This window comes from Novosphingobium sp. YAF33 (genome assembly GCF_052113265.1).
Taxonomy (GTDB): Bacteria; Pseudomonadota; Alphaproteobacteria; order Sphingomonadales; family Sphingomonadaceae; genus Novosphingobium.
The window spans coordinates 365925-392885 of the sequence record NZ_JBFRCW010000003.1 but is presented as its reverse complement, the minus strand read 5'-3'; the positions used below and the strand labels follow the sequence as shown (position 1 = coordinate 392885).

The 26961-nt window shown below is 66.3% G+C and carries 20 protein-coding genes; 9 read left to right on the top strand and 11 right to left on the bottom strand.

Annotated elements, in window-relative coordinates:
- Positions 1 to 58 precede the first annotated feature (58 nt).
- Complete coding sequence (locus AB4Z00_RS09005; RefSeq protein ID WP_442045673.1) at positions 59 to 1957, top strand: CocE/NonD family hydrolase; 1899 nt, start codon at positions 59 to 61, stop codon at positions 1955 to 1957.
- A 45-nt stretch (positions 1958 to 2002) separates the two neighbouring features.
- On the opposite strand, the gene AB4Z00_RS09000 is transcribed toward AB4Z00_RS09005, so the two are convergent.
- The 8 genes from AB4Z00_RS09000 to AB4Z00_RS08965 all read right to left on the bottom strand — a co-directional run bounded on the left by AB4Z00_RS09000 (position 2003) and on the right by AB4Z00_RS08965 (position 12419).
- A complete protein-coding gene (locus tag AB4Z00_RS09000) occupies positions 2003 to 3757 on the bottom strand; it encodes a chloride channel protein (RefSeq protein ID WP_132262303.1) in 1755 nt (584 codons plus the stop codon).
- Between the two features lie 184 nt (positions 3758 to 3941).
- Positions 3942 to 4736: an SDR family oxidoreductase gene (locus AB4Z00_RS08995; protein WP_442045672.1), complete on the bottom strand. Its 795-nt coding sequence runs from the start codon at positions 4734 to 4736 to the stop codon at positions 3942 to 3944.
- A 173-nt stretch (positions 4737 to 4909) separates the two neighbouring features.
- Positions 4910 to 6337: a protoglobin domain-containing protein gene (locus tag AB4Z00_RS08990; RefSeq protein WP_442045671.1), complete on the bottom strand. Its 1428-nt coding sequence runs from the start codon at positions 6335 to 6337 to the stop codon at positions 4910 to 4912.
- Positions 6338 to 6498: 161 nt separating this feature from the next.
- The gene (locus tag AB4Z00_RS08985) at positions 6499 to 7362 is read right to left on the bottom strand and encodes a BadF/BadG/BcrA/BcrD ATPase family protein (RefSeq protein WP_134092738.1); all 864 of its coding nucleotides are present in this window, start codon (positions 7360 to 7362) and stop codon (positions 6499 to 6501) included.
- Positions 7359 to 9104 (bottom strand): D-lactate dehydrogenase, encoded by a 1746-nt coding sequence (gene dld / locus AB4Z00_RS08980; protein WP_442045670.1) that lies wholly within the window; start codon positions 9102 to 9104, stop codon positions 7359 to 7361. The genes AB4Z00_RS08985 and dld overlap by 4 nt, the downstream gene beginning before the upstream one ends.
- Before the next feature lie 14 nt (positions 9105 to 9118).
- A complete protein-coding gene (locus AB4Z00_RS08975) occupies positions 9119 to 10198 on the bottom strand; it encodes a beta-N-acetylglucosaminidase domain-containing protein (RefSeq protein ID WP_442045669.1) in 1080 nt (359 codons plus the stop codon).
- Positions 10195 to 11346, bottom strand: coding sequence for an N-acetylglucosamine-6-phosphate deacetylase (gene nagA / locus AB4Z00_RS08970; RefSeq protein WP_442045668.1), 1152 nt, complete (start codon positions 11344 to 11346; stop codon positions 10195 to 10197). Before nagA ends, AB4Z00_RS08975 begins: the two co-directional genes overlap by 4 nt.
- The gene (locus AB4Z00_RS08965; protein ID WP_442045667.1) at positions 11343 to 12419 is read right to left on the bottom strand and encodes an SIS domain-containing protein; all 1077 of its coding nucleotides are present in this window, start codon (positions 12417 to 12419) and stop codon (positions 11343 to 11345) included. Before AB4Z00_RS08965 ends, nagA begins: the two co-directional genes overlap by 4 nt.
- Before the next feature lie 115 nt (positions 12420 to 12534).
- On the opposite strand from AB4Z00_RS08965, the gene AB4Z00_RS08960 reads away from it, so the two are divergent.
- The 6 genes from AB4Z00_RS08960 to AB4Z00_RS08935 all read left to right on the top strand — a co-directional run bounded on the left by AB4Z00_RS08960 (position 12535) and on the right by AB4Z00_RS08935 (position 20743).
- Positions 12535 to 13404, top strand: a complete 870-nt coding sequence (locus AB4Z00_RS08960; RefSeq protein ID WP_442045666.1) for a protein phosphatase 2C domain-containing protein — start codon at positions 12535 to 12537, stop codon at positions 13402 to 13404.
- Positions 13404 to 14510, top strand: coding sequence for an anhydro-N-acetylmuramic acid kinase (locus AB4Z00_RS08955; protein ID WP_442045665.1), 1107 nt, complete (start codon positions 13404 to 13406; stop codon positions 14508 to 14510). The genes AB4Z00_RS08960 and AB4Z00_RS08955 overlap by 1 nt, the downstream gene beginning before the upstream one ends.
- A 157-nt stretch (positions 14511 to 14667) precedes the next feature.
- Positions 14668 to 17400: a TonB-dependent receptor domain-containing protein gene (locus AB4Z00_RS08950; protein ID WP_132262322.1), complete on the top strand. Its 2733-nt coding sequence runs from the start codon at positions 14668 to 14670 to the stop codon at positions 17398 to 17400.
- A 113-nt stretch (positions 17401 to 17513) separates the two neighbouring features.
- Entirely contained in the window at positions 17514 to 19079 is a 1566-nt protein-coding gene (locus AB4Z00_RS08945) for a sodium:solute symporter (RefSeq protein WP_442045664.1), read from the top strand.
- Positions 19080 to 19117: 38 nt separating this feature from the next.
- Positions 19118 to 20008, top strand: a complete 891-nt coding sequence (locus tag AB4Z00_RS08940) for an N-acetylmuramic acid 6-phosphate etherase (protein ID WP_134092745.1) — start codon at positions 19118 to 19120, stop codon at positions 20006 to 20008.
- Positions 20009 to 20014: 6 nt separating this feature from the next.
- On the top strand, positions 20015 to 20743 hold the full coding sequence (locus AB4Z00_RS08935) for a GntR family transcriptional regulator (protein ID WP_132262327.1): 729 nt from the start codon (positions 20015 to 20017) through the stop codon (positions 20741 to 20743).
- 36 nt (positions 20744 to 20779) lie between these two features.
- Here the strand turns inward: AB4Z00_RS08935 and AB4Z00_RS08930 are convergent, their stop codons facing one another.
- A complete protein-coding gene (locus tag AB4Z00_RS08930) occupies positions 20780 to 22912 on the bottom strand; it encodes a PKD domain-containing protein (RefSeq protein ID WP_442045663.1) in 2133 nt (710 codons plus the stop codon).
- Between the two features lie 200 nt (positions 22913 to 23112).
- On the opposite strand from AB4Z00_RS08930, the gene AB4Z00_RS08925 reads away from it, so the two are divergent.
- Positions 23113 to 24288, top strand: coding sequence for an ROK family protein (locus AB4Z00_RS08925; protein WP_442045662.1), 1176 nt, complete (start codon positions 23113 to 23115; stop codon positions 24286 to 24288).
- Between the two features lie 178 nt (positions 24289 to 24466).
- Positions 24467 to 24706, top strand: a complete 240-nt coding sequence (locus AB4Z00_RS08920; RefSeq protein WP_132262330.1) for a hypothetical protein — start codon at positions 24467 to 24469, stop codon at positions 24704 to 24706.
- A gap of 167 nt (positions 24707 to 24873) precedes the next feature.
- Here the strand turns inward: AB4Z00_RS08920 and AB4Z00_RS08915 are convergent, their stop codons facing one another.
- A complete protein-coding gene (locus tag AB4Z00_RS08915) occupies positions 24874 to 25923 on the bottom strand; it encodes an NAD(P)H-dependent amine dehydrogenase family protein (protein WP_442045661.1) in 1050 nt (349 codons plus the stop codon).
- An 88-nt stretch (positions 25924 to 26011) separates the two neighbouring features.
- A complete protein-coding gene (locus AB4Z00_RS08910; RefSeq protein WP_442045660.1) occupies positions 26012 to 26764 on the bottom strand; it encodes an SDR family NAD(P)-dependent oxidoreductase in 753 nt (250 codons plus the stop codon).
- Positions 26765 to 26961 lie beyond the last annotated feature (197 nt).

Sequence of the window (26961 nt, the reverse complement as noted above, 5' to 3'; positions counted from 1 at the left end):
GGAGATCGGTCGAGAACCCGCTTGACCGCTCGAAATGCACGGGCCACCAAACGGGTCCATGACAAAACATTTCCGGATCGCCGCGGGCCTCGCAGTTGCGCCGTTCGCTCTTGCCGCCGCTTCGCAACTCTCGGCGGCACCGCCCACCGATACGATGATGAACGAGCAGGTCGGCTCGTATGACTGGGTGCGCCCGCAGGCGGATTATATCCGCCGCGAAGTGATGATCCCGATGCGCGACGGCAAGAAGCTGTTCACGGTCATCGTCATGCGCAAGGGCACGAAGGACGGGCCGATCCTGCTCAGCCGCACGCCCTACAATGCCGGCGGCATGACCAGCCGCAACCGCAGCCAGAAGATCGAGGAAATCCTTCCGATCATGGACGCGGACTTCGTCAACGACGGTTATATCCGCGTATACCAGGACGTGCGCGGGCTGGACGGCTCCGAAGGCGACTACGTGATGAACCGGCCGCTGCGCGGGCCGCTCAACAAGACCAAGGTCGACCATGCCACCGACGCCTACGATACGATCGACTGGCTGGTGAAGAACGTGAAGGAGAGCAACGGGAAAGTCGGCATCACCGGCTCGTCCTACCTCGGCTTCACCTCCCTGATGGCGCTGATCGATCCCCATCCGGCGCTCAAGGCTGCCGTGCCCCAGAGCCCGATGGTCGATGGCTGGATGGGCGACGACTGGTTCCATAACGGCGCCTTCCGCATGTTCGGTTTCGACTACGACCTGGGCCAGACCGTCAAGAAGGGCGGGGGCGCGGTGCCCAAGGGCACCGGCGACGAATATCAGGCCTATCTGGAAGCCGGTTCGGCCATGGATTATGCCAAGGCGTACGGCCTGCTGGACCTTCCTGTGGTCCGCAAGGTGCTGGAGCATCCCAGCTACGACGCCTGGTGGCAGGGTCAGGCCGTGGACAAGCTGCTGGGCGCGCGCAAGCTGACGGTGCCGACCATGCTGGTCGTCGGTCAATGGGACCAGGAAGACAGCTACGGCGCCCCGGCCGTCTATCAGGCGCTCAAGGCCAACGGCACGCCCAGCGACATGGTCAGCCTGGCCATCGGCCCCTGGCGCCATTCCCAGGTCAATTACGAGGCGCGCGAACTGGGCCCGCTCAAGTGGGAAGGCGATACCGGCGCACAGTTCCGCCAGCGCTACATGAAGCCGTTCTTCGACTGCCACCTGAAGACCGATGCCCCGAAGTGCGATACCCCGCCGGTCGTGACTTACGCCACGGGCGAGAACCGCTGGGAAGTATCGCAAAGCTGGCCCGCAGGCAGCTACACGCCGCTCTACCTCGCGGCGAACTACGGCCTTTCGTGGAGCAAGCCGGCGGCGGGCAGCGACAGCTACGTTTCCGACCCGGCCAAGCCCGTGCCGCTGCTGCCGCGCCCCGTCCACATGCAGGGCGAGGAGTGGAAGACCTGGCTCGTCCACGACCAGCGTTTCGTCGACGGCCGCACCGATGTGCTGAGCTACAGCACCGGCGTGCTGGACAAGCCCCTCCATATCAAGGGCGCACCCAAGGTCGAGCTTCATGCTGCCACCAGCGGGCAGGACAGCGATTACGTGGTCAAGCTGATCGACGTCTATCCGCAGGAGAACTCAGCCAATCCCGCCCTGGCCGGCTATCAGCTCGGCATCGGCATCGAGATCTTCCGGGGCCGCTACGTCCACGGTTTCGACAAGCCGCAACCCCTTGAGCCGGGCAAGGGCTACACGTTCCAGTGGTCGCTGCCCAATGTCGATCATGTGTTCCTGCCGGGACACAAGATCATGGTGCAGGTGCAGTCCAGCCTGTTCCCGCTTTACGACCGCAACCCGCAGTCCTGGGTATCCTCGATCATGGAAGCCAAGCCCAGCGACTATGTGAAGGCGACGGAAACCGTGACGTACGGCGGCGATGCGGCGAGCGCCGTGTGGCTTCCGGTTGCCGGTGACTGAGCAAACGGCCTCGTTCCGGACCCGATCCGGGACGAGGTCACGCGGTCAGCTTTCCCCGAAGAGTTCGCGCTGCGAGGCTTCGATTTCCTCGAAATAGCGCCGGCGTGCATGGCGCTCGGTGACGACGCCGACCACCCGGCCGACGCCGTCCACCACCGCCAGTTCGTCGGCCACGGCTACGTCGAAAGCCTTTATCATCGCGCGGATGTCCGTGGTCGGGGAAAGGGTGGTGCCCTTCAGCGAGGCGAGGGAGCCGATCGCGCTGTCCTGCGGCAGTTCGGGATTATAGGCAGAGGACGTGGCGACGATGCCGGCGTAATGCTCGTCCTCGTCCAGCAGGATCGCCTTGCTTGCCGAGCCCAGCGGAACGCGCGCGCGGAAGTCGGCCACGGACAGCGTGGCCGGTGCCGAGATCCAGTCCTTGCGCATGATGCGTCCGGCCGTAAGGCTGAGCATCCAGCCGATGTCCCGCGGGGAGCGGATGATCGAGCCGCGGATGTGCAGGCGCCAGGTCGAGAACGAATAACCGAACATTTCGCGGGTGAAGGCGCTGGAGACGAGCGAGGCGGTCAGCACCACGCCCATCAGCGCGAAGTCGTGAGTCGTCTCCAGCATGAGCATGGCCAGCGTCATCGGGCCGCCGACGATGGAGACCGCCAGCGCGCTCATGCCGACGAGGGCGGATTGGGTGGGATCGAGTTCGATGCCCAAAGGCAGCAATTGCACGGCTGCGGCGAAGATCAGGCCGACCAGCGACCCCAGGAAGAGCGAGGCGAAGAACAGCCCGCCGCGAAAGCCGAAGCTCAGCGAGATGACCGAAGCGGCGATCTTGAGCGCCAGCACCATGAGCAGGAAATGGATCGCCGGCTGCATGGCGAGGTTGAGGTGCATCGCGCCGTGGCCCGCTGAAAGCGACTGCGGGGAGACCCAGGCCAGCGGCATCAGCAGCAGCCCGCCCACCAGCGGCTTCCAGCGCGCGAAGCGGGTCAGGCGCTGGACATGCAATTCGGTGAAGGTCACCAGCCGCATGATGAGTATGCCCACGAGGGCACAGACCAGGCCGAGCACGGCGTAGATGAAATAGTCGCCCGTGGTGAGGTCGCGCGCGCTGGACGCGGCGATCAGGTACGGTTCGACGCCGAGTTCGCGGGTGATGAACGCCGCGCCGAGGGCGGCGGCGATGACCGGGGCGATGGCGGAGGGCGTATAGGCGCCGATCACGATCTCGAAGGCGTAGAAGGCACCGGCCAGGGGCGCGCCGAAAGCGGCGCCAACCGCGGCCCCGGCTCCGGCGCCGACCAGCGTGCGCATGTCGGCGCGGCGCAGCTTGAACCATTGGCCCAGCACCGAGGCGACGCCGCCGCCCATCTGGGCATAAGCCGCCTCCAGCCCCACCGAGGCTCCCGCGCCGTTGGAAATGATGGTCTGGGCGGAGATGATGAGATTGTCGATGAAGGGAATCCGCCCGCTGTGCAGCGCGTTGGCTTCGACGACGTCGATCGGTGCGCGCCGGCGTCTGCGAAGCAGATAGGCGATGCCGATCAGGACCAGGCCGCCGAAGGGCAGGGCGAGCAACCGCCAGGGATGGCGGATTTCACCCAGTGCGCTCAGCCGGTTGCCGTCGATCGCGTAGAACAGCTGTTGCAGCGTGTGGGCAAGAAAGCCCTGGAGGTTGGTGAGCCATCCGGCGGCTATTCCTGCCATGACGGCCAGCACGATGAACGCCAGCTCGCTCTCGCGCATGCGCTGCCGCTGGCGGATGACCAGGGCTTTCAGGGCGTTAACGGCGGGACGTCGCATCGATTGTCGATTGGGCCTGCGCATGCGCGGCTGTCAAGGCGGGTATCGGGAGGAGGGGCAAGAAAAGCGAGCGTGCAGAGCGGCGGTCACGGGGCCGTCGTGCGGAGGGAATCCGTGTCCGCGCGCCCGTTCTTGCGGGCGCGCGGCATGCCGCACCGGCTTGCGTCCGAGTTCTGCGGCTACCTCACTTCGGAGGCATGCGGATGCCGCCGTCGAGGCGGATGCACTGGCCGTTGAAGTACGTGTTGCGCACCAGTTCGAGCACGAAGCTGGCGAACTCGTCGGGATTGCCCAGGCGCTTGGGGAAGGGGACGGCCCGCCCAAGGCCTTCATAGACCGCCTCGTTCATCTCCTTGACGCGCAGCATCGGCGGGGTGGCGAATGTGCCGGGCAGGATGGCGTTGACGCGAATGCCGAGGTCCATCAGGTCGCGCGCCATCGGCAGCACCATGGCATTGACCGCGCCCTTGCCGCCGCCATAAGCGACTTGGCCGATCTGCCCGTCCTGCGAAGCGGCAGAGGAAGTGAAGACGATGCAGCCGCGTTCGCCGTCGGCATTGAGCGGCTCGGCTGTCGCCATGCCCAGCGCGGCGATCGCGGCCACGCGATAGGACGCGGTGAACACGCCCTCGGCCGTCTTGGCGATCTGTTCGGTGGCCATGCGCTTGAAGCCGCCCGTGGTCTTGTCGAACGAGACGGTCTTGCCGCCGCCGGCCACCACGGCGCAGTGGACGACGACGCGTTCCTGGCCATGGGCGGCGCGGGCGCGGGCGAAGCCTGCCTCCACGCTCTCCTCGTCGAGAATGTTGACCTTGCAGAACACGCCGCCGATCTCGGCCGCGAAAGCTTCGCCTGCCTCCTCGCTGATGTCGAAGATGGCGACTTTCACGCCTGCATCGGCCAGCGCCTTCGCGCTGGCGCGGCCAAGGCCCGATGCACCGCCCGTGACGACGGCGGCCAGCGTGTTGTCGATCTTCATGGCGAAGGTGTCTCCCGCGATTCGTGTTTGGCCATGGGCTAGCGCACTTCCCGCCAGTACCGCGCGGCCGGAATGCAGCGCGCGGCCAAGTATCGCTCTGGCGCGGTCAACGCCCGGCGAGCACGCGCCGCCCCCTCGCGGCAGGGCGGCGCGCGAAGATCAGGCGCGGGCGATCAGGCCGCGCAGGTCCTGACGGGTGGCTCCTCGCCGATCTGAAATCGCCCGGCCTGGTTGGCAAGCGTCGTCGCGTCCGAGATCAGGGTGCGGGCGGCGGCGGAGGTCTGTTCGACCATGGCCGCGTTCTGCTGCGTCGTGCGGTCCATCATGCCGACCGTGGAACTGACTTCCGAAATGGCCGTGGCCTGGGCATCGTTGTCCCGCGCCATCGTCTCGACAAGGGCGTGGACCCGGCCGACCTCACCCGCGATGGTCTCCAGCGACCGATCGACGCGCGAGACGGTGGCGACCGCCTGGTCGATCTCGGAACGGGTGGCGGACAGGCCGTCGCGCGCCTTGCGGGCTTCTTCCTCGGCGCGCATGGCCAGGGAGCTCACGAGATCGGCAACGACCGCGAAGCCGCGCCCGGCGCTTCCGGCCCGACCGGCCTCCACGGCCGCGTTCATGGCCAAGACGCGCGTCTGGAAGGCGATCTTGTCGACCCCCTCGATCACGGCATCGATGCCGCGCGCGCTTTCGTGCACGACGTGCATCGCCTGCACCGCGTCGCCGGCCACTTCGCGTCCCTGCTCGACGGAATCGAGCGCTTCCCCGGCAATGCCCAGGGTTTCCTGCGCGCCCGATGCCGTGGCCTTCACGCGTTCCTCGACGCGCAGCAGCGTCGCGGCCGTTTCCTCCAGGTTCGCGGCGCTGATTTCCGTGCGCTGCGCAAGATCTTCGGAGGCCCGCGCGATGGCGCCGGATTCGCCGTAGATCGCATGGGAGGCCGTCACCACCGATCCGATCGTCTCGCGCAAGTTGGCGAGGCTGCGGTTGTAGGAGGTCTTCAGCGAGAGGAACCCGGCGGGCAGGTCGTCGATGTCGTGGAGAAGATCGCCGCCCGCCAGCCGCGACATGGCGCGATCGAGGGCGGCGATGGCCTGGTTGCGCTCCGCTTCGGCTTCCTCGAAATAGATCGAGATCGACAAGTCCATGTCGAGCATGGCCGCTTTCATCAGCGCGCGGTTGAGCTTGCCCGGGCTGACGCGGCGCGTGAACAGCCGCCAGGGGCTGGCGCTGCGTTCGACGGCGGCCATGATCTCTTCCAGGATCAGCGCATRGCCGCCGATGTACCAGCGCGGTTCGAGGCCGATCTTGGCGTGGACTTTGCCGATCCGGCTGACGGCGGCGTAGTATTCGGCGTCGAACCGGCCAGTGGCGATGCCCAGCCAGTGGCCGACTTGCGCGCCTTTGGCGGCGTTGATGTGCGCATCGCTGCGGAACATGCGCGCCATCTCGGGGGTCGCGCGGACCCGCCGGTAGAAGTGATCGAGCGCTGGCTGGATGCAGGTGCGGAGAAATGGTTGCGCAGCGGCGAGAATACGGCGCTGCGCGGCATCGAATTCGAGGAACTCCAGACGTTCCTCGACGGTCTTGACTGTCAAGTTCAACTCCTGCCCGGCGGATCTTGTCCGGCCGAATGAAATCGTTTTTCCTGACCTATTATAGAACGATGCGGGCGGCTTTCGGCGCGGGAGGGCCGGGATTTTTGCGCTGTTCGGCCGATGCCGGCAGCGGCAAAGATGCCCGGCAGGGACGGCAGGCGTCAGGCGGGTTGGAAGCCCGCCAGACGCAGCGCGCCGTCAAGGGAATCGCCGAGGGCCGGGCTCAGGCGCTCGACCGTGCGCGAACGCAGCCAGGGCTGCATGCGCGGGGCCAGGCCGCCGACGAGCGTGCAGCGGGTGGCGCCGCGCTCGAAGATCGTCTCGATGAAACGCTCGATATGGCCCGCGGCATGTTCGACGATGGAGCGGGCGATGGCGTCGTCCGCTTCGGCATAGTCCATGACCAGCGGCGCGAAAGTGCCGTAGTCGCGCGGGGTGGCGTGGTCCATCCAGGCGATGGCCTGCGCCGTGTCGTGTTCGAAACGCTCGGTCACGGCCGCGCTCAGCGGGGTCTTGCGGGTGCGCCCGTCGAGCGCGCGCAAGGCGTGGCGCATGGCGCTGAGGCCGAGCGCGGCACCGCTGCCTTCGTCGGAGATCGGGAAACCGTAACCGCCGATGGTGAAGTCCCGGCCGTCCAATCGCACTTGCGCGGCGCTGCCGGTGCCGATGATGAGGATCGCGCCGTCCTGCCCGGCATGGGCGCCGAGGTTGGCGATCTGGGCATCGGTGGCATAGCGCACCGCGGCGAAGCCGAAGTCGAGTTCCGCCAGCGCTTCACGCACGCCGGGGCGGGTGATCCCGGCAATGCCCATGCCGGCCTGGATGGTGGCGCGCTCGGCCGTGGTAAGGCCCGCTTCGGCCACGGCCTGGTCGACCGTGTCCTTCAGCGTTTCGTAGAGTGCCTCCATCCCGATGCGCGCATTGGCGGTGCCGGACTTGCCGTGGCCGATCTCCTGGCCCTGCGCGTCGACAAGCCGGGCGCGGCAATTGCTGCCGCCTGCGTCGATGCCGAGGAAATAGGTCATGGATGTTCTCCGGTAGCCCCGATGCCTGGGTGATCTCCCCAGTCGCGGCCACGGGGGGTATGGCCGATTCCGGGGTTGAGCTGGTTGCGCGGGTCGATCTCGCGGTAGAACTGCGCGAGTTCGGGCCGGGCGACATAAAGGTGGCCGACATTGTGCTCGGCCGGATACTGCGCGCCGCGCGCGTCGAGCAGGGCCCAGAGCGCATGCTCGAAGGCAAGCGGATCGGTGCCCTTCTTCACGATGTAGTCCTGGTGGAATACCTGGCAGAAGAAGTGCCCGTAGTAGAGCGTGTGGACCGTGCGCGCCGCAAGTTCGGCCGGCAGGCGTTCCACCCATTCGCGGGTGTTGCGGGGCAGGGCGACGTCGAGCGCGACGATGTCCTCGACCGTGTCCGGGTGGACGGCGCGGTATCGCACGGCAGCGCCCGCCGCCACGAAGCGGTGGAGGAAGGCCTTGGCGCTTTCCTGCGCCGTGCATTCGAAGTGCCCGCCGTCAGTGCCTGTATCCTCCGCGTCGCCGGGGAAGAGATCGTGCAGCAGCGTGCGCGCGGCTTCCACCTGGTCCCGCGGCACCTTGAGGATCAGGTGATGCTCGAAGCGCGCGCGATAGTCGCGCATGCGAGCCGGGAGATGGTCGGGGATGAACCGGCTGGACCACTGCATCAGGCGGTCGCTGAGCCCGCTGCCCATCACGCCGTCGAAGCGGGACTTGGCCGCGAAGAGCGCCGGGAGCCGGTCGGTGCCGAGGCGCTCAATGGCGAAGAACATGTCCTTGCCGTAGCGATCGGCCACGTCGAAGGCTTCGGCGTGCATATATTCGCCGGCGATCGGCAGCGTGTCGAAATCGCGCAGCATCGTGCGGCGCAGCGCGGTCAGGCGGTCGGCCTCGTTAGTGCCGATGTAGAACGTGGTGGTGTCGTCTTCGCGCGCGAACGTATCGAGGCGCACGGCGAAGACGATCAGCTTGCCCGCGCTTCCCGCCGCCTCGAACAGGCACCGGGGGTCGGCATTGAAGCGGGCCGGCACTTCGCTGTCGATGTCGCGGACATGGTCGGCATAGCTGTGGTCGTGCGCCCACTTGTCGCTGGCGGGATCGATGTCGGCTTCGATGAACTGTTCGAGGTCCAGCCGGGACAGCATGGTCTCCGGGTCGTCGCCAAGGTCCATGCCGAGATGGTTGAAGAGGCGCAGCGAGCCGTCGCCCTGGACCTGGGCATAAAGCGCGAGCTGGGTATAGGCCGGACCGCGCCGGATCAGCGAGCCGCCCGAATTGTTGCAGACCCCGCCGACCACCGAGGCGCCAAGGCAGGAAGAACCGATCACCGAATGGGGTTCGCGCCCGAACGGCCGCAGCGCCTGCTCCAGCTTGTAGAGCGTGGTCCCCGGCAGGCACAGCACTTGTTCTCCGCGGCGGATCACCTTGAGTGCGGAAAGCCGGGTGGTGCTGACGATCACCAGGCCGCCGGGATAGTCTTCGCCATCGGGGGTGGAGCCGCCCGTCAGCCCGGTGTTCGAAGCCTGCATGATGATCGAGACGTCTGCCGCCACGCAGGCCTGCACCGCGCGCCACATTTCCACCAGGCTGCCGGGGCGCAACACCGCGATGGCCGGGCCTTCGCCGGTGCGGTAGCCCTTGCGGAAGCGGGCCGTCTCGCGCGCGGAAGTCAGCACATGACGCTTGCCCACTGCGGCGCGCAGGGCGGTCAGTAGCGCGATATCCCGGGTCTTGGTGCTTGCTGCCATGGTTGTATCCCCGCTTACTGGGTCTGGACCTCGTCGTCGGTCATCAGGTCCTTGCCGTCCAGCCAGTTCAGGATTTCGCGCGAGGCGGGATGATCGATCCCTTCGTAGCGGGCCCGCAGGCGATCTGCGCGCGCGCCGAGGCGCTCGTGGCCCACGTCCTGCAGGGCCGGGATATCCTGCTGCAGCATCTGCGCGAAATCATCGCCGAGCAGGCGCCGCGCCGCTGCGCCGAAGGCTTCGCCGTAGGCGTACGTCTCTCCCTGCCGGTAGACCATCGGCAAGGTGATGGCGGGAATGCAGCCGAGGTGCGCCTGGATCGCCGGGTTGATGGCATGGCCTGAGATGTGTCCGGCGATCGCTGCCGGACGGCCGGTGAATGCCCGCAGATGGAGAAAGCGCGACATGCGGGCGCCGTCATTCACGGGCCAGTTGTCCCAGAGGCAGACCTTGCGGCCCAGTTCGCCCGCGACGCGTTCCAGATGGGCCGGGCCGATTTCCTTCGAGCAGACTTCCTCGCCGGTCCAATAGACCTGCACGGCGGGATCGAGCAGCCGCCCGAGCTTGCCGAGATAGTCCGCCGGGCGATCCGCGAAGACGAGGTCGAGCACGGGATCGTCGGAATAATAGGTGGGGCAGGTGTAGACACGCGCGGCACCGGTGAGCCCGGCGCAGAAGTTGACGACATCCGCCTGGCGTTCTGCGAGTTCGGGCATGTCGCCGCGAAGATCGTCGAACAGCACGGCGAGGTCGTCGATGCCGATGGCGTCGAGTTCGGCCACCCGCCGCGTGAGGTCCGCGCGGGCCTCGTCGTCGAAGGGATGCGTGGAGCCGACCGGGGTGATCGCCATGCCGAAGCGCATACCCGCGGCGCGGCACTCGGCGGAAAGGCGGGCCAGCGCTTCGGTCCGGGCCATGTCATGCGACACCCGCCATTCGCGGCGCAGCGCACGATCGGCCTTGGGGCCATAGTGGTAGAAGCCGTAGCCGGCCTCGGCGAGCGTCTTCACCACATGGCTGCGCTCGGCCTCGTCCCAGATGCGACCGAAACGGCCCTCGATCAGGCCCAGTTCCGGCTGGCTTCCTTGCGTCGTCATTCGCGGTGGTCCTCGCGTGCGCCGCCGATCCAGGTCGCGCGGACCAGGCGATCGTTGCCCAGATGGACGAGGTCCGCCCGCAGCCCCGGCGCGATGGCGCCGGTCTCATGGTCGAGGCGCAGGAAGCGGGCGGGGTTGCCGCTGGCCATGCGCGAGGCGGCGACGATGTCGCAGCCGATCATGTCCATCGCGTTGCGCAGGGCCTGCGCCATGGTCAGCGCGGAGCCGGCCAGGGTGCCGTCAGGCCCGGTGCAGGTGCCGTTCTCCACCTTGATGTCCTGGTCCATGAGCGTGAAGCGGCCTAGCGTCCCGCCCACCGGCGGCATGGCGTCCGTCACCAGCATGATGCCTTCCTCACCCCTGGCGGCAAGGGCCACGCGCATCGAGGCGGGATGGACGTGGAAGCCATCGGCGATGAGGCCGAAGTGGCTGGCGCGGTCTTCCAGCGCCGCGCCGACCATGCCGGGGTCGCGGCTGAGGAACTGCGTCATCGCATTGAACAGGTGGGTGAAGCCGACCAGCCCCTCGGCAAGCGCGGCGCGGGTCTGGTCGTAGTTCGCGAGGCTATGGCCGGCGCAGACGAGCACGCCCGCTTCGGTCAGGGCGCGCACGGTGCCTGCGGGCGCCAGTTCCGGCGCCAGCGTCACCACGCGGCGGCCCGTCGTGGGTGCCGAAAGCCGGGCGATGACTTCGGTGTCCACCGGCGCAAAGCGGGTCTGGTCGTGGATGCCCTTCTTGGCGACGTTGAGGTGGGGGCCTTCGATATGCACGCCCAGCACGCCCGGAACGCCCTGCGCCATCGCAGCTTCGCCGGCGGCGATGGCAGCTTCCACCACTTGCGGGAAGTCGCTGATGAGCGTGGGCAGGATGCCGGTCGTGCCGTAGCGGCGATGCGCCTGGGCGATGGCGCGAATGCCTTCGATGCAGGGCATGTCGTTGAACAGCACGTCACCGCCGCCGTTCACTTGCGTGTCGATGAAGCCGGGCAGCAGGTAGCCGCCGTCGAGCCGCTCCACCACCCAGTCGCCGGGCAGGGCGTCGGGCGCCGCAAGGTCGACGATGCGCCCGCCGTCGAGGACCAGTGCCTGGTCTTCCACCACGCGGTCGGCAAGGACGATACGCGCACCGATAAGGGCGATCCGGGTCATAGCGTGCGCGTCACCTTGTTGAGGTGCGGAGGATTATCCGGGTTCCGTCCGCGCGCCAGCGAGAGTTCGTTGGCGAGGCCGTAGAAACTCTGGATCTCGGCAATGGCTCCAAGGACCGGATGCACTTCCGTGGCCAGCGGCAGTACCAGCGCGGCGGGAGCGACATCCTCGGGCAGGCCGGCGGCGATGACCCGGGCGCCGCGCGCCGCAAAGTCGTCCAGGCGCTCGCGAAGGCCGGTGCGCGCCACGTCGAGCGGGGCAAGCACCAGCACCGGATCCCCGTCCCCCACCAGCGTCATCGGGCCATGGGCGACTTCGGCGCTGCTGAAGGCCTCGGCATGGAGGCTGGAGGTTTCCTTGAGCTTGAGCGCGGCTTCACCCGCGATCGGCAGCGTCGGGCCGCGCCCCAGCACCAGCATTTCGCTGGCATCCTTGAGCAGGTCCACCGCCGTCGTCCAGTCGGCATTGGCGGCCGTTTCCAGAACCTCGCCCGTGGTTTCGAGAGCGGTGAGCAGCGCTTCGTCCTGGCTCCACTCGGCGACGAGATGGGTAAGCGCGACAAGGGTGCAGACGAAGCTCTTGGTCGCCGCGACACTCGTTTCCGGGCCGGCGTGGACGGGGATCACGATCTGCGCAAGCTCGGCCAGCGGCGATTCGGCATCGTTGACCACGGCGATGACGACCGCGCCCTTGTTGCGGGCGTCCTGCGCCGCAGCCAGCAGGTCTGGGCTGCGACCGGACTGCGAGATCGCGATCATCGGCACGTCCAGGAACTGGGCAGACGTGGCGTGATAGAGCGAACCCACCGAAGGGGCGTGGCTCAACGTCGGGATGCGGGCGTGGGTTTCCAGCAGGAACTTCGCGAACGCGGCGGCCTGGTCCGAACTGCCGCGCGCCAGAGTCGCGGCGAAGGGCGGGGCAAGCTCGCGGAGCTGGCGGCCGGCCTCGCGCACGATGTCTGCATTGCGGCGAAGCTGCTCGACGCAGCGCGCGGGCGCCTCGCGCGCTTCGCGGGACATCTGCGTGGTGCTGGCGGGCGCCGCTGCCGGCGCGTTCGGTGTCGCTTGGGTCATGATCTGACAGATACCAGTTTAGCTTTTTGGTACAAGTGGCATTAAAGTGGTTTTATAAATCGCCGCGTTCATGATACCGGTTCCGTTCGGCGAGGGCCGGATGTGGGAGAAGACGATGCTCAGGATCGAGATTGCCGCTTCCGATGGGCAGAGTGAAGTCAATGAGGACTGCGTCGGTCATCACGGTGATGCGGCGTGGGTTATCGATGGCGCGACCGGGATCGGTCCGGCGCTGCTTGACGCACCTAGCGATGCCTCCTGGCTGGCCCGGACCGCCAACGCCGCCCTGAGGCAAGTGCTTGCCGACAATTCGGAAATTCCCACCGTGGCGCTCCTGCGGGAGGTGATGGGGCGCTGCCGTGACGCCTTGGCGCGCGAGCACGTGCGCGAAGCGGAAGGGCCGCATGAACATCCCTCGGCCGCCTTCGCGATGGTGCGTGTCATCGACGGCGTGGCGGAATTCACGGCGCTGGCGGACTGCCGAATCGTGACGGTCGATGGCACGGGCGAGAGTGAGGGCGAGGCGCGGCTGTTCGGCAGCTATGCGCTCGACGCGCTCGAGGGCCGTACGGTCGAGGCCATGAAGGCGGTCCTGGCGGTGGAGGGCGACATCGGGTTCGACGCATTCAAGGCCCGGTTGCTGCCGGGTCTCCGGGCGAACCGTAAGCTGATGAACCGGGAAGGCGGCTACTGGGTGCTCGGCACCGAGCCGGCGGCGGCCGACCACCTTTGGCAATGCCGCATGCCGGTTCGGCCGGGGCAGCGCTTTGCGATCGCCAGTGACGGTTTCCTGCGACTGAACGAGCTTTTCGCGGTCGCCACGCCTGCCGATCTCCTGTCCATTTCGGATCAGGAAGACTGGTCGCGCTGGCTCGGCCGCCTGCGCGACCTCGAAAAAGCGCTGGGTTCTCTGCACCGTCATCCCCGGGTGAAACCGCATGACGATGCCAGTCTGATTGTCTGTAGTTGGGGGAGTGCGCGCTGATGCTGGTCATGGGGTTCATGAGCGGGACGTCGCTCGACGGCGTCGACGTGGCGGTCGTGGAGACCGATGGCGAGCGGATCGAGGGTTTCGGGCCTTCGGCCATGATCGCGTTTTCGGCCGCCGAGCGCGCGGCGTTGGAAAAGGCGACGCGCGATGCGCTGCTCTGGGACGGTTTCGGCGAACAACCGCTGTCGTTCGGGCTGGCGGGTGAAGTGATCGAAGCGGCGCATCTGCGCGCGGGGCATCATGTGATCGAGAGGCTGGGACGGCTTCCTGATCTCGTCGGCTTCCACGGCCAGACCTTGCTGCACCGCCCGGAAAGGAAACTCTCCGTGCAGATCGGCGATCCGCAAGTGATCGCCGACGGGCTGGGTGTTTCGGTGGTGGCGCAGATGCGCCAGGACGATCTCCTGGCCGGCGGGCAGGGCGCTCCCCTGGTCCCGGCCTATCACCTTGCTCTGGCGAAGAAAATCGGGCTGCCCCGCCCGCTGGCCTTCCTCAATATCGGCGGCGTTGCGAACCTGACATGGATCGGCGCGGACGGTTCTCTGCTCGCCTGCGATACGGGGCCAGGAAATGGTCTTATCGATCAGGTCGTCCAGGCGCATGGCGCGGGCCGTTACGACGATGGCGGACGCATCGCGGCGGCAGGCACGGTGGATGAAGCGGCCCTGGCGGCGCTGCTGTCTCACCCGCATTTCCACGGCGAGGGTCCGAAGTCGCTTGACCGTTACGACTTCCCGCTCGAATGGGCCGACGCCTGTTCGCTGGAGGATGCGGCGGCAACGCTGACCGCCTTCACGGCCGAGGCCGTCGCCGTGACGGCCCGCATCCTGCCGCAAGTGCCGGAAATCTGGGTGGTCTGCGGGGGTGGTAGCCACAATCCCACGCTGATGGCGGCTCTCCGCGCAAGGCTGGGCGACTGCCGGACCGCGGACGAAGTCGGCCTGCGGAGCGACTTCGTGGAGGCGGAAGCCATGGCCTTCCTCGCCGCGCGCAGCCTGCGCGGCATGCCGCTGACGTTCCCCGGCACTACCGGGGTGTCGCAGCCGCTGACGGGGGGAACGATCTGGCGGCCGGAAAGCACGTTGGCCGAAGTGGTCTGATCGCGGCGAATTATTACATCACCACTTAGATACCACACCTTTACATATCCATGACAGGTATGCATGGTGAATGAGTCCGGAAAGGGCATGCCGTCGAGTCTTCGGGTCGCACCAACACACGACGGAACAGGGTTCAGGGAAGTAGTGAGGAAGTCTAATGGTTAAGTCACAACGACATACCGTGGCCGTGGCGGCGCTTGCCATCGCCCTTTCGCAAGTGCCGGTTGCTGCCTTCGCGCAGTCGGCAGGCAGCGCCGATGCGGGCGAAGCCGCAACCGGCGCCGACATCGTCGTCACCGGCACCCGCATCGCGGTTCCGGGACTGACGTCCAGCAGCCCGGTCGCCTCCACCGGCGAGGAGCAGATCAAGCTCCAGTCGGCGCTGACGGTCGAGGACTTCTCCACCAAGATCCCGCAGCTTTCGGGCGGCGTTCGTCAGGGCTCGCAGGGCAGCGACGCTTTCGGCGCCCAGGTTCTGGAACTGCGCAACTTCGGCCAGAGCCGCTCGCTGGTCCTGATCGACGGTACCCGCGCGACGCCGTTCAGCTTCCGCAACTCGGCCGACGTCAACGCCATTCCCGCCTCGCTGATCAAGCGCGTCGACGTGCTGACCGGCGGCGCCGCCGCGGTCTACGGCGCGGACGCCGTGGCCGGCGTGGTCAACTTCATCCTCAACGATGAGTTCGAAGGTATTCGCGGCACTGCCACCAGCCGTCTGTCCGAGCATGGCGGCGCGCAATACGGCGGCTCGCTGATGGTCGGTACCGGTCTGGGCGACCGCGGCCACATCGTCATCGCGGCCGACTACACCCAGCGCGACCGCATTCGCGCGGGCCAGCGCGACTGGGCGGAAACGCCGAACCAGACGATTCCGAGCATCGGCGGCGTCTTCACCGACGTGGCAAGCGGCCGCAAGTTCGGCTTCACCGACAGCGGTGACTTCACCACGAACCCTTCGGCCACCTCGAACATCTCGGATACTTATCCGCTGGTCTCGCCGCTGAAGCGCATCAATGTCGCGGCGCTGTTCAAGTACGAGATCACGCCGCAGGTCGAGATCTACGGCCGTGCGATGTATACCAATTCGCGCACGCAGGAGACCGGCACCCCCGGCGCGACGCCGGCCTCGGTCAACCGCACCGTCTCGATCAGCGAGAGCAATCCCTACCTCACGGACGACATCCGCAACCAGCTGACGTTCGTGAACGGCACCGCGCGTGTGAACGTCTCGCGCTCGCTGGCCGAACTCGGCCTCATCAATTACGAGACCGAGCGCAACACGCTGCAGTTCCAGACCGGCCTGCGCGGCCCGCTGACCAATGCGGTCAAGTGGAACGTCTATGCCCAGTACGGCCGTTCGACCGAGAACACGCTCATCACCGGCGATGGCCTGGTCACCAGCCCGACCGGCGCGAACAACTTCGATTCCATCGTCAACAGCGTGAACATCTTCGGTCCGAACCAGACCGAACTGGCCGATGCGCTGGGCAGCACGATCAACGGCTTCAACCGCAAGCGCGACCAGTTCGTGACCGCGGCGACCCTGAGCGGCACGCTGGAAGAGCTGTTCTCGCTGCCCGCCGGCCCGATCGGTTTCGCCATCGGCGCCGAGTATCGCCGCGAAACCGCCAGCATCGATCAGGACACCGCGCTCCTTACGGGCAATACCTATCGCCAGGGCGTGCAGGCTGCCTACAGCGGTTCGTTCGACGTCAAGGAACTCTATGGCGAAATCCTGGTGCCGGTCCTGCGCGACCTGCCCCTGATCCGCAAGTTCGACGTGGGCGGTGCCTACCGCCTGTCCGACTACAACATGTTCGGCACGCACGGCACCTGGAAGGTGGAGGGCAACTGGGAAGTCGATCGCAACCTGCGTCTGCGCGGCACTTACCAGCGCGTCCTGCGTACCCCGAACTTCGGCGAGTTCGCGGCCGGCATGTCCTCGCTGCCGTTCAGCAACCTCGTCACGGTCGATCGTCTGAAGCCGCGCTACGGCGGCGATCCGTGCGTGCTCGGCACCGGCGATGCCGCCCAGTGCGCCCGCTTCGGCGCGCCTGCAGTGGGTTCGGCGAACTCGAACGCGGCCAGCTACCTCACCGGCAATTACTATTACGGCGGTAACCCGGACATCAAGCCGGAGACCGGCTATACCACGACGCTCGGCGCCGTGTTCACGCCGACGTTCCTGCCCGGCTTGAACCTGACCGTCGACTGGTACGAGCTTGACCTGCGCGGCGCCGTAGGCGTGATCCAGCCGATCGCGGCGATCACCAGCTGCTATGTCACCAACCCCACCGCCACCAATCCGCTGTGCTCGCTGGTGACCCGCAATGCCGACGGCACGTTCAAAGATGCCTTCGTCAACAACCAGAACCTGGGCCGACTGCTCCAGCGCGGTTTCGACATCTCGGCCAGCTACACGCTGCATCCGGACTTCGTGCCGGGCACGGGCGTGCGCCTGAGCTACCAGGGCAATATCGTCACGTCCTACCTGATCCAGGCGAACTCCACGGTTTCGGCCGTGCAGTGCAAGGGCACTTTCGGCGCCACCTGCTCCAGCGACGGCACCACCCTGGTACAGCCTGACTATCGCCACACGGTCGGCCTCTCGTGGCTGTTCGACAAGGGCGTGATCCAGTTCGACTGGCAGCGCATCGGCAAGGTGAAGTCGAGCACGGTCGGTTCGACCGAGACGATCTCGGCCCAGAACACCTTCGACCTATCGGCCTCCTACGAGTTCACCGACGCGATCACCTTCAGCGCCGGCATCTACAACCTCTTCGACAAGAATCCCCCCTATGTGTCGACGGGCGGTGTCTTCAACACCTTCCCCGACACTTATGACATTCTCGGACGCACGATCGGCTTCTCGCTGACCGCGCACCTCTGAGGATAACCCACCCTGCGCGGCGCCCGGTCAACCTCCTCCTCCTCCGACCGGGCGCCCGCTTTTTTGTCAGGCCCTGAAGACCGATTTCAGGGCCGGGTCCGGAGACGAATTCGATGACGCTGCCTTTCTCGATGGCGGACTGGCTGGTGATCGCCGCCTACCTGCTGCTGCTGGTCGCGGGAGGCTGGATCTTCACGCCGCGCAAGACCGAATCCGCGCATGACTATTTCCTGGCGGGCGGCAGCGTTCCGGCCTGGCTCGCGGCCATCTCGGTGCTGTCCGCCACCCAGTCCGCAGCCACTTTCCTGGGCGGGCCGGATTACGGCTATCACGGGGACCTTACCTACCTCAGCGGCAATATCGGCGGGCTGATCGGCGCGATCTTCGTTGCCCATGTCATGATCCCGCGCTTCTACGCCATCAAGGCGACGACGGCCTATGAACTGCTGACCTTGCGCTTCAACGAGAAAGYGACGCGCTGGGCAGGGGGCATGTTCCTGGTCGGCCGCGTCTTCGCAGGCGGCGCGCGCGTCTATCTGGCCGCCATCGCGCTGGCCATGGTCATCACCGGCACGGTCGAGGCCCAGGGCATCATGATCGCCGCCGCCGTGCTCATCGTGGCGAGCGTGCTCTTCACGTTCGTGGGCGGCCTCAAGTCGGTGCTCTGGAACGACCTCATCCAGTTCGTGGTCTACCTGGGATCGGCGATCGCGGTGCTCGTCTTCCTGCGCCTCTCGATCCCCGCGTCCACCGGCGAGATCATCCACGGCCTTTCCCATACGCCCGAAGGCGTGAACAAGCTGAAGTTCTTCGATTTCTCGATGGACCTTTCGCGTCCCTTCTCGATGCTGGCCATCGTGCTCGGCCTGTCGCTGCTCTACATCGCGAATGCCGGCATGGACCAGGACACGACGCAGCGCCTGCTGGCCTGCAAGGACGCCAAGACCGGCGCGCGCAGCCTTTACCTCTCGGTCTTCGCGACGCTGCCGGTGGTGGGCATGTTCATCGTCATCGGCCTGCTGCTTTATGTCTTCTACGACCGGCCCGACCTGATGGGCGGCGCCACGGCGGCTGCCGGCAACCAGTTCGGGGGCGAGAAGATCAGCATCTTCATGCACTACATCCTCACCCAGCTTCCCGGCGGACTGCGCGGACTGGTGACCGTGGGCATCTGCGCGGCGGCCGTCGCCACCACGAACTCGGCGCTCAACGCCATGTCCTCGGTGCTGGTCCAGGACTTCTACCGCCCCTGGCGCGAGAAGCGTGGCACCGCGCCAGAGCATCACTTCGTCTCGGCGGGGCGCGTGGGCATGGGCGTGATCGGCTTTGCCATGTTCGTCATGGCCGTGGTCTCGTTCTACTGGCAGCGCTACACCGACATGGGGCTGCTGGAATTCGCCCTGCAAGTGATGGTCTTCACGTACGCCGGCCTGCTGGGTGTCTACTTCACCGCGCTGTTCACCGGACGGGGCACCACCGGATCGGTCATCGCCGCGCTTCTCGTCGGCTTCGTCACGATCCTGTTGCTCCAGCCTTCCATCGCCCATGCCATCGGCCTTCCGGCCGCCCTGAGCAGCCTGTCGTTCCCGTTCCAGCTTTGCATCGGCACGGTCATCGCTTTCGCGATCTGCGCCGCGCCGGCCGGATCGGGCAAGACGATGGCCCCTGTTGAACGTTGATCCCCGAACGTTGATCCCCACAAGGGACAAAGGATACCATGAATACTGAAGCGCTCGACGCCCGATACCTCGATCTCGACCTCTGGCCGACCGAACTGGCCGTGGAGGCCATGCTTGAAGGGCAGATGGCGGCCATCGCCTCGATCCAGTCGCAGACCCGGGCGATTGCCCGCGCCGCCGAAGCGGCGGCGCTGCGGCTGGGCGATACCGGCCGGCTGGTCTTCGTGGGGGCGGGCACCTCGGGCCGCCTTGCCGTGCAGGACGGCACGGAGCTTTATCCGACGTTCGGCTGGACGATGGACCGCATGGTCTTCCTCATGGCCGGGGGCATCGGCGCCCTGACCGAGGCTTATGAAGGCGCCGAGGACGATGTCGAGGCCGGCCGCGCCGAAGTGCGCGAACGGGGCATCGGCCCCTCGGACGTGGTGATCGGCGTCGCTGCCAGCGGCCGCACGCCCTACACCGTTGCCGCGATCGAGGAAGCCCGCGCCGCGGGTGCGCTCACCATCGGCATCGCCAACAATGCCGGCTCGGTCCTGCTCGACACGTCCGAACATGCCATCCTGGCCGTCACCGGCAGCGAAGTGGTTGCCGGTTCCACCCGCATGAAGGCGGGTACTGCGCAGAAGGCCGTGCTGAACCTGCTGTCCACCGCGATCATGCTGCGCCGCGGCCTGGTCTATCAGGGGCGCATGGTGGCCATGCGCATTTCGAATGCGAAGCTCTTGCAACGGGGGCGGACCATGGTTCAGGATATCGCCGGGGTCGACGCGGAAGTCGCGGCCCGCGCGCTGGAAACGGCAGGAAACGAAATCCGGCTCGGCGTGATCGTCGCGCTGGGCGTTCCTCTCGCAGAGGCGAACACGCTGCTCGARGACAATGGCGGCAATCTGCGCCAGGTCCTGCAACTGCTGGAAAAGCGAGACTGATCGACGATGCGCGACATTGCCTGGACCCGCAGCGAAGAGGGCACGCCGCTCTATCTGCAGCTTGCCCGCAGCCTGCGCGAGCACATCAGCAGCGGTGCGATCGATCCGGGCAGCGCGCTCCCATCCGAACGGGACCTCAGCGAGATGGCGGGCCTGTCGCGCGTTACCGTGCGCAAGGGTATCGAGCAGCTCATCGAGGAAGGCGTGCTGTTCCGCAAGCAGGGTTCGGGCACTTTCGTAGCCAAGCGGATCGAGGCACCCGGCGCCAGGCTCAGCAGCTTCAGCGACGATACCCGCTCGCGCGGCGAGAACCCCGGCGTGGTGTGGATCAACAAGGCCTATGCGCAGCCGACCGAGGAAGAGGCGGCGGCGCTGGAGATCCCCGCCAACGCTTCCGTCGCCCGGCTGGGCCGCGTCCGCCTGGCCGGCGGCGAGCCGCTGGCGATCGAACATGCCGTGATCCCGGCGCAGTTCATGCCGGACCTGACCGCGCTCGGAGATTCGCTTTACCAGGCGCTCGACATCCACGGATTCCGCCCGACTTCCGGCACGCAGCGCGTCCGCGCCTCGCTGGCGACCCCGACCGAGGCCGGCATCCTCTGCGTGAAGCAGAATTCCGAAGTGCTGCGCATAGAGCGCAAGACCCGCATTCCCGACGGCCGGATCGTCGAGTTCACCCGTTCGGTCTACCGCGGCGATCGCTACGAGTTCGTCACGGAACTCAAGGAAATCTGACCGCGAAGACGGGCCGCGTCCACAAGGGGCGGGCCGCTATTTCACGACGACCCTGACGCGCCCGAGGTTCTGGATGCGGGCAAAGGGCGTGTTCTTGTCGCCCTCTCGCTGCGACGTGCCGCGCAATGTGGGGAAATAGGTGCCGGGCCGGGCGAAGGTGTGAGTCACCGTGACGGTCGCCGAACGGGCTCCGGAGCGGATTTCGGATTCGACAGGGAATGTGCCCGCGCCGTCGAAATCCCATTGCGCCGCGACGATTGCGCCGGCGCCGGGCGGAACATCGATCTTGCCGACGAAAGTGACCTTCTGGCCCGCCTTGACCTCGGCGCGAACGTCCCCTGCGACCTTGAGGTCGATGACCGGCTGCACGCCGTGACGATCCGCCGCCCCGGCCGGGACGACGATCTGGCCATCGTCGAAGCGGTAGCTCGTGGACGCGGGCGGAGCGATACCTTTCTCCACCCAGAGCGCCAGGTCGCGCAGGGCCTGGTTGAGCACCGGCACATAAGTGATGGTATGCGTCGGGTCTTCGGGGTCTGAATCGCCGTGGAGCGCATGGTCGGTGTACCAGAGGCGGAAATGATCGTCCGTCGCAGCGCCGAAGTGAGCAGTGACGAGGCCGCGATACCAGTCGGCCGACCAGGGGAATGCCTCGCGGTCCCAGAGGGATTCCACCAGGATCATCTTCCCATCGAAATTGCCTTTCGGCACCGAACCGGCGGTCGCCTGCGTGAAGACAGGCCCGAGCAGCATGGGCCGCTGCGGATAGAGCGGCTTGCCGTCTGCCCCGCGGAACTGGTTCCAGACCTTGAATTCGGGGCCGGGGACCTGGTGGCGATGGTAGGTCTGCGCGGCCAGGAAGTTCGAATTGTCGAGACTGACTTCGTCGCCCGCTGCCAGCTTGGCGGCCACGGCGGGATCGACGATGCCCAGCACCGCCACGTCGCCTTCGATGCGGCTGACCGTGAGGCGCGCGCCCTTGGCGGCGCCGGACTTGACCATCAGGTCGCCGCCCAGGAACTGAACTCTTGGCGGCGCCTTGGCGAGGCGGACGGCGACCACGTTCTTCGCTTCCTTGCCCTGCAGGGCGGCGAAACTGTCGTCCACATTGCCCTGGACCTTGCCGTCGGTGACGCCGGTGTGGATCTTGAGGCGCGCTGCTTCGGCCGCCGTGATCGGCGCCGAGATCGCCGTTTCATGCTGCAAGCGATAGCCGGCGAAACTCTCGGGATGGTCGAAGCCAAGATATCCGGGCTTCGTCCAGAAATCGGTGAAATAGCCGGGATCGGCCATCAGCACGCCGCCGTAGAGCGCGGCGAAGCCGTGGATCCCCATCGTCTTCCAGCCGAACCACGATTTCGGCGGGAAGCCCATGCGCGTCACTTCGCGCAAGGCCGAGGCCTGTTCCGCGCTGAGCCCTGCATAAGGATCGCCGCTGCCGCCCGGCTCCATGGCGTCGACGATCTGCGGGAACTTGTCCTGAAGCAGGCGCATCGCATGCATGCGCACCGTGAACGAGTTGGGGATCGCCATGCTCGAACCCAGCACGTAGGGCACCGCGCCATCCCACACGCCGCGCGTGTTTTCCATCGAACCGACCGTTCGGTAGCCGCCGCCGCTGCCGCCATAGGCATAGCCGTAGGGCCGCTTGCCGCCGTACATCTTCACCGCGACCACGCGCGAATACTGCGCGGCCGCGGCATTGGCCCGGTAGGCGCCGATCGTGGGATCGCTCGATCCATATCCGGCGACGGCAGGACCGCCGCCATTGGTCTCGACGAAATAGGCCCCGCTCGCGATTGCGAAGGACAGCTTGTCGTTGGTGGGCGTCGTCGACCGCTGGGCCAGGTTTTCGTTGTCCGGGGCAGGGGTGAAGTGCTGGAAGAACCGGCCCTGGTACTGATCCTTGGGCGGGAAATAGAACGAGAAGCGCGTGTCCGTGCCCTTGAAGCCGCCATGGACATAGCGATGGCGCACCGGCGCATCGCGCCATTCGTCGATGTCGATATAGGGCTCTGCGAAAGTCGCATCGGGCACGGCGGCAGGCTCCTGTTTGGCCGCTACGCTCTGGGCATTGGCAGCGGAATGGTCGATCGCCGCCATGGCCATGGCGGCCGTTACAGTGAGCAATCCAGCCAGTTTCAAGCGAGAGGGATTTGCAGAAGGCATTCCTGTGCTCCGTGCTGCCATGATCCGGTGAGGGCGCCTTGCCCGCAGTCCAGCCCGTGTTGGTCTTTCGGAAATGGTCGTTCGTTCGCGGCCTTGGGTGACATAACCGAGATGGGCTGTCGCGAGGAAATTTTAGAGATTAAAATAATCGCCCGGGCGGCGCGGTTGCATGCGCATGGCGTTTGGCCGATGACAGCGCGATGCGGCTCACCGATCAGGAATTCAACCGAGTGCTCGTGCTGAAGAAGCTGCGCGCCAGCGAGCCCGTGGCCCGGACGGATCTGGTCGGCCTGACCGGCCTCACCGGCGGAACCATCACGGCCATCACTGCCGATCTGGTCCGGCGCGGGATCGTGATCGAGGAAAAGGTGGCCACCTCGGGCCCGGGCCGCCCGCGCGTGAACCTTCGGATAAACCCGCAAGGACGCTACGTCGTCGGCACCACGCCCACCAACGAGGGCGAACTGCTGACGGAGATCGTCAATCTCAGGGGCGAAAGCCTCGGCTTCGCCAAGGCAGCGCTGACCCGGGACACGACCATCGAAGGTCTCGCACGGCAATTCATCACGGCGCTGGAACAGGCCCTTGCCGAGTGGGACGTCCCCCGGGAAGAGATCTACCGTATCGGCATCGGCATTCCCGGCATCGTCAACAATCGGACGGGCATCGTCGAGCATATCACCTCGCTGGATTCCGGGCCGGTGGACTTCGGCGGCATCGTCGGCGGGGCGCTGGGGGTTGCCACTCTCATCGACAACAGCACCAATCTGCTGGCCCGCGCGGAGCATTGGTACGGCGCCGCTGCCCATGCGGACGATTTCACCCTGATCAACATCGATCTGGGGATCGGTGCCGCCTTGTACCGCGGCGGCCAGCTCGTCACCGGGGTCCACGGCATGGCCGCCGAATTCGGGCATACCAAGGTCGTGCCCGACACGGGCAGAGCCTGTTACTGCGGCGGCATCGGCTGCCTTCAGGCTTATTGCTCCGTGCAATCGATCATGGAGCAGTCCTGCGCGCAACTGGGCAGGCCCTTGCCCGACTTTGACAGGATGAACGCCGCTTTCGACGGCCTGATGGCCGAACAGGCCGCGGGCAGGATCGACATCGGGCCGATACTGGAACAGGCCAGCCACTATCTCGGCGTGGCCGTTGCCAATCACATCACGATGCAGGACCCGGAGGCCGTGGTCATTCTCGGCCCGAAGTTCGCCATGATCGACGAACTGCGCAGCATCTTCTTCGATGCCCTGGAGCGAAACACGTTTCCAGCGCTGCGCCGCCGCACGAGGCTCCACTTCAAGCTGGGAGACAAAAGCGCCTACGCGCGCGGTGCAGCCGCCATGGTACTGGAACAGATCTATCGCTGCTCTTGACGGGCGCGGGAGGTTGCAACCGGCAATCTGGCCAAAGGGTCTGGCGCGCCTATAGCCCGAACTGTCGCAAAAACCTGAAATGCGGGCACTCGGACGTGCCGTTCCCTGTTCTCGAAACCGTGCCGCGTTTCATGGCGCGGCGCGATTGTCGCCAGAAGAAAAGGGAAAGGGTCTGCAAATGCACGTTTCATACCACACACCCGCGCGGCTGATCCGCTACGATGGCCAGTTGGACAAAGCTGGCTCGCTCGCTGCTGGGCTGGTCAAGGACGGGCCTTTGGGAGAACTCGTGCAGGAGGCAGTTGCGGATCCCGCTCATGAGCTTTGGCGCTATGCGGTCGTGGCCGAAGACGATCCCGACAACGAAGCCGCCGACATCCTGCGGCTCAGTCTGCGTTGGCCCAGTGTCAGCCACTGACCCATCTCAGCCGCCAATTTCCGCTTAGAATGGAGCGCCGCCAGCTTGCACCATGGCGGCTCCTCCTGCCGGCCCTCGGATTGAACCCGAGCCGTTCGCGCGGGAGTTTTAGGCTGGATCGAGGTAGTGTGGTGCGCGTGCTTCCCACTGATGGGAAAGCGCTGGGGCTAACCCAAACGGGCCACGACCGAGGGCAACGATCCGGTCGTCAGGATACCGGGTGGAGCGGCGCAGATGCTGGATACTGCGTTGACGGGGCGGTGCGCCGTCAGGTTGGGTAGCGTTGTCTGGCGATCGGCGTGGGGAATGGGAAAGCCGATGCTGATATCGAGCGGCGTGTCCCCCTCGACGGTGACCCGCCACCCGTCCCCGCGCAGGTCCCACGCGGGATCGAGTTCTTCGGTGACGAACCAGTTGCAGCGAAAACGCATGACGGGCGTTCCGCCGCGGTAGCCGGTCGTCACCATCCGCTGTCCGGCAACCGAACCTGCTGGAATGGTGCTTTCGTGGAGTTTAACGGGACGTTTGGCGAGCGCCACTTCGCTGGAAACCTCGAAACGCTCGATGTCGATGCCAACCGCCTCGGCCAGCGCGCGCAGGGAGTGGTTGAACACTTCGTCCCGCTCGTAGAACGGGCGCCGGGCGAAAGCCTCGGCCGTTTCGCCGAAGCCCATGATTCCGACCAGCATCTCTTCCGAGCAGCCGTCGATGCAGTTGGCAAATTCATCGATGGTAAGGAGATCCAGACGCCTTGCGAGCGACAGCAGGACAAGAGGCAGGGCTTCGGTGATGAAGCCGGGGCTGCTGCCCGAACTGTGCAGCGTGGCGCCCCCGTTGCGGCATGCCGCTTCGATCCGCGCGCGGATCATGGGCTCCATGCTTCCCGGATGGAAGAACTCCGCCCGCGTGGAAGAGATGTTGATGCCGTTTTCCAGAAGGGCGCAGACGTCATCGTAGTCGGTCAGTTCGGGCATGTAGAGCACGCAGTCCGGCTTGAGCGCCAGCACCGATGCCAGGTCCCGTACCGCCTTGATGCCGGTTGGCGGCATTCCGCATAGCGCGCCGGCATCCTTGCCTTCCTTGGCGGGCGAATAGACCTTGACGCCGACAAGCTCCATCTCGGGGTGCGTGAGCACGGCGCGCATGGCTGCCGCGCCTACCGTGCCAGTGGCCCATTGCACGATGCGCAGCTTTCGAGCTTCCGATGGCTTGGTCATTGTGTTTGCTCCCAGGTGTTTCCAGGTGACGCAGTCCCGGCGGCGGACATCGGCGACTTGCCGATGGTGCGCCGCCGCCGATGTCCCGTTATCCGATGAACATGCCGCCGTTGACGGCAAGGACCTGGCCGGTGACGTAGCTTGCACCGTCCGAGGCGAGGTATTCGCAGGCTGCTGCGATATCGCCGGGGGTACCGGGACGCGGGATGGGAATATGCTGGGAGATGACTTCCAGCGGCGGGAAAGTCCCGGCAGCAATACCGGCCTCGGCCATGGGGGTGGCAACGACCGAGGGCGGGATGGTGTTGACGGTAATGCCTTGCCCGGCAAATTCGCGGGCGAGAGACCGGGTCAACCCGATCACACCGGCCTTGGCGGCGGAATAGTGCGCGCGGTCTCCGGCGCCGGACTGCGCGGCCTGCGACGAGATCGTGATTATCCGGCCCCACCTGGCATCGACCATGTCCGGCAAGGCGGCCTGAACCGTATGGAACACGCCGGTAAGGTTGATGTCGATCATGCGCTGCCAGGTTTCGACGGTCACGTCCTGAAAGGGAATGCCCTGGGAAATACCGGCATTGGCGACCACGATCGCGATCGGGCCGAGTTCTTCGCGAACGGCTGCGTAAGCGGCGTCGATGCTGGCCCGATCGGAAACATCGACCTTGCGCGCGACGATTCGTGCGCCTTGCGCGCGGAGAGCTTCGCTCTCGCGCTTCAGGGCGTCTTCCTGAACGTCGAGGATCGCGACAGGATGGCCCTTGTCCGCGAAAAGCCGTGCGACACCAAGCCCGATACCCGATGCTCCACCCGTGACGACGACGACACGATCGGCAACCATTCACTTTCTCCCATTTGCGGCGCGCGGCGACTGTTCACCGTGCCTTTTCCTGTCCGGCAGCGATCTTCGACCCTGCCAGTTTATGCGATATTGTGGCGCACAACTTGAAACCTGTCCAGCCTGCAGATAGGCACGCCATCGCCGCGATTCGATTTCGCGGTGCAGTCGCGACTGGCCCGGGCGGACATCCAGGAGCC

Excerpts from the sequence above, each read along its gene's own strand:
- AB4Z00_RS08985 (WP_134092738.1), bottom strand. The coding sequence starts at position 7,362 with ATGACCTATTTCCTCGGCATCGACGCAGGCGGCAGCAATTGCCGCGCC.
- AB4Z00_RS08910 (WP_442045660.1), bottom strand. The coding sequence starts at position 26,764 with ATGGTTGCCGATCGTGTCGTCGTCGTCACGGGTGGAGCATCGGGTATC.
- AB4Z00_RS08955 (WP_442045665.1), top strand. The coding sequence starts at position 13,404 with ATGCTGGTCATGGGGTTCATGAGCGGGACGTCGCTCGACGGCGTCGAC.
- nagA (WP_442045668.1), bottom strand. The coding sequence starts at position 11,346 with ATGACCCGGATCGCCCTTATCGGTGCGCGTATCGTCCTTGCCGACCGC.
- AB4Z00_RS08960 (WP_442045666.1), top strand. The coding sequence starts at position 12,535 with ATGCTCAGGATCGAGATTGCCGCTTCCGATGGGCAGAGTGAAGTCAAT.
- AB4Z00_RS09000 (WP_132262303.1), bottom strand. The coding sequence starts at position 3,757 with ATGCGACGTCCCGCCGTTAACGCCCTGAAAGCCCTGGTCATCCGCCAG.
- AB4Z00_RS08975 (WP_442045669.1), bottom strand. The coding sequence starts at position 10,198 with ATGACGACGCAAGGAAGCCAGCCGGAACTGGGCCTGATCGAGGGCCGT.
- AB4Z00_RS09005 (WP_442045673.1), top strand. The coding sequence starts at position 59 with ATGACAAAACATTTCCGGATCGCCGCGGGCCTCGCAGTTGCGCCGTTC.
- AB4Z00_RS08925 (WP_442045662.1), top strand. The coding sequence starts at position 23,113 with ATGCGGCTCACCGATCAGGAATTCAACCGAGTGCTCGTGCTGAAGAAG.
- AB4Z00_RS08920 (WP_132262330.1), top strand. The coding sequence starts at position 24,467 with ATGCACGTTTCATACCACACACCCGCGCGGCTGATCCGCTACGATGGC.
- dld (WP_442045670.1), bottom strand. The coding sequence starts at position 9,104 with ATGGCAGCAAGCACCAAGACCCGGGATATCGCGCTACTGACCGCCCTG.
- AB4Z00_RS08930 (WP_442045663.1), bottom strand. The coding sequence starts at position 22,912 with ATGCCTTCTGCAAATCCCTCTCGCTTGAAACTGGCTGGATTGCTCACT.
- AB4Z00_RS08915 (WP_442045661.1), bottom strand. The coding sequence starts at position 25,923 with ATGACCAAGCCATCGGAAGCTCGAAAGCTGCGCATCGTGCAATGGGCC.
- AB4Z00_RS08995 (WP_442045672.1), bottom strand. The coding sequence starts at position 4,736 with ATGAAGATCGACAACACGCTGGCCGCCGTCGTCACGGGCGGTGCATCG.
- AB4Z00_RS08935 (WP_132262327.1), top strand. The coding sequence starts at position 20,015 with ATGCGCGACATTGCCTGGACCCGCAGCGAAGAGGGCACGCCGCTCTAT.
- AB4Z00_RS08950 (WP_132262322.1), top strand. The coding sequence starts at position 14,668 with ATGGTTAAGTCACAACGACATACCGTGGCCGTGGCGGCGCTTGCCATC.
- AB4Z00_RS08965 (WP_442045667.1), bottom strand. The coding sequence starts at position 12,419 with ATGACCCAAGCGACACCGAACGCGCCGGCAGCGGCGCCCGCCAGCACC.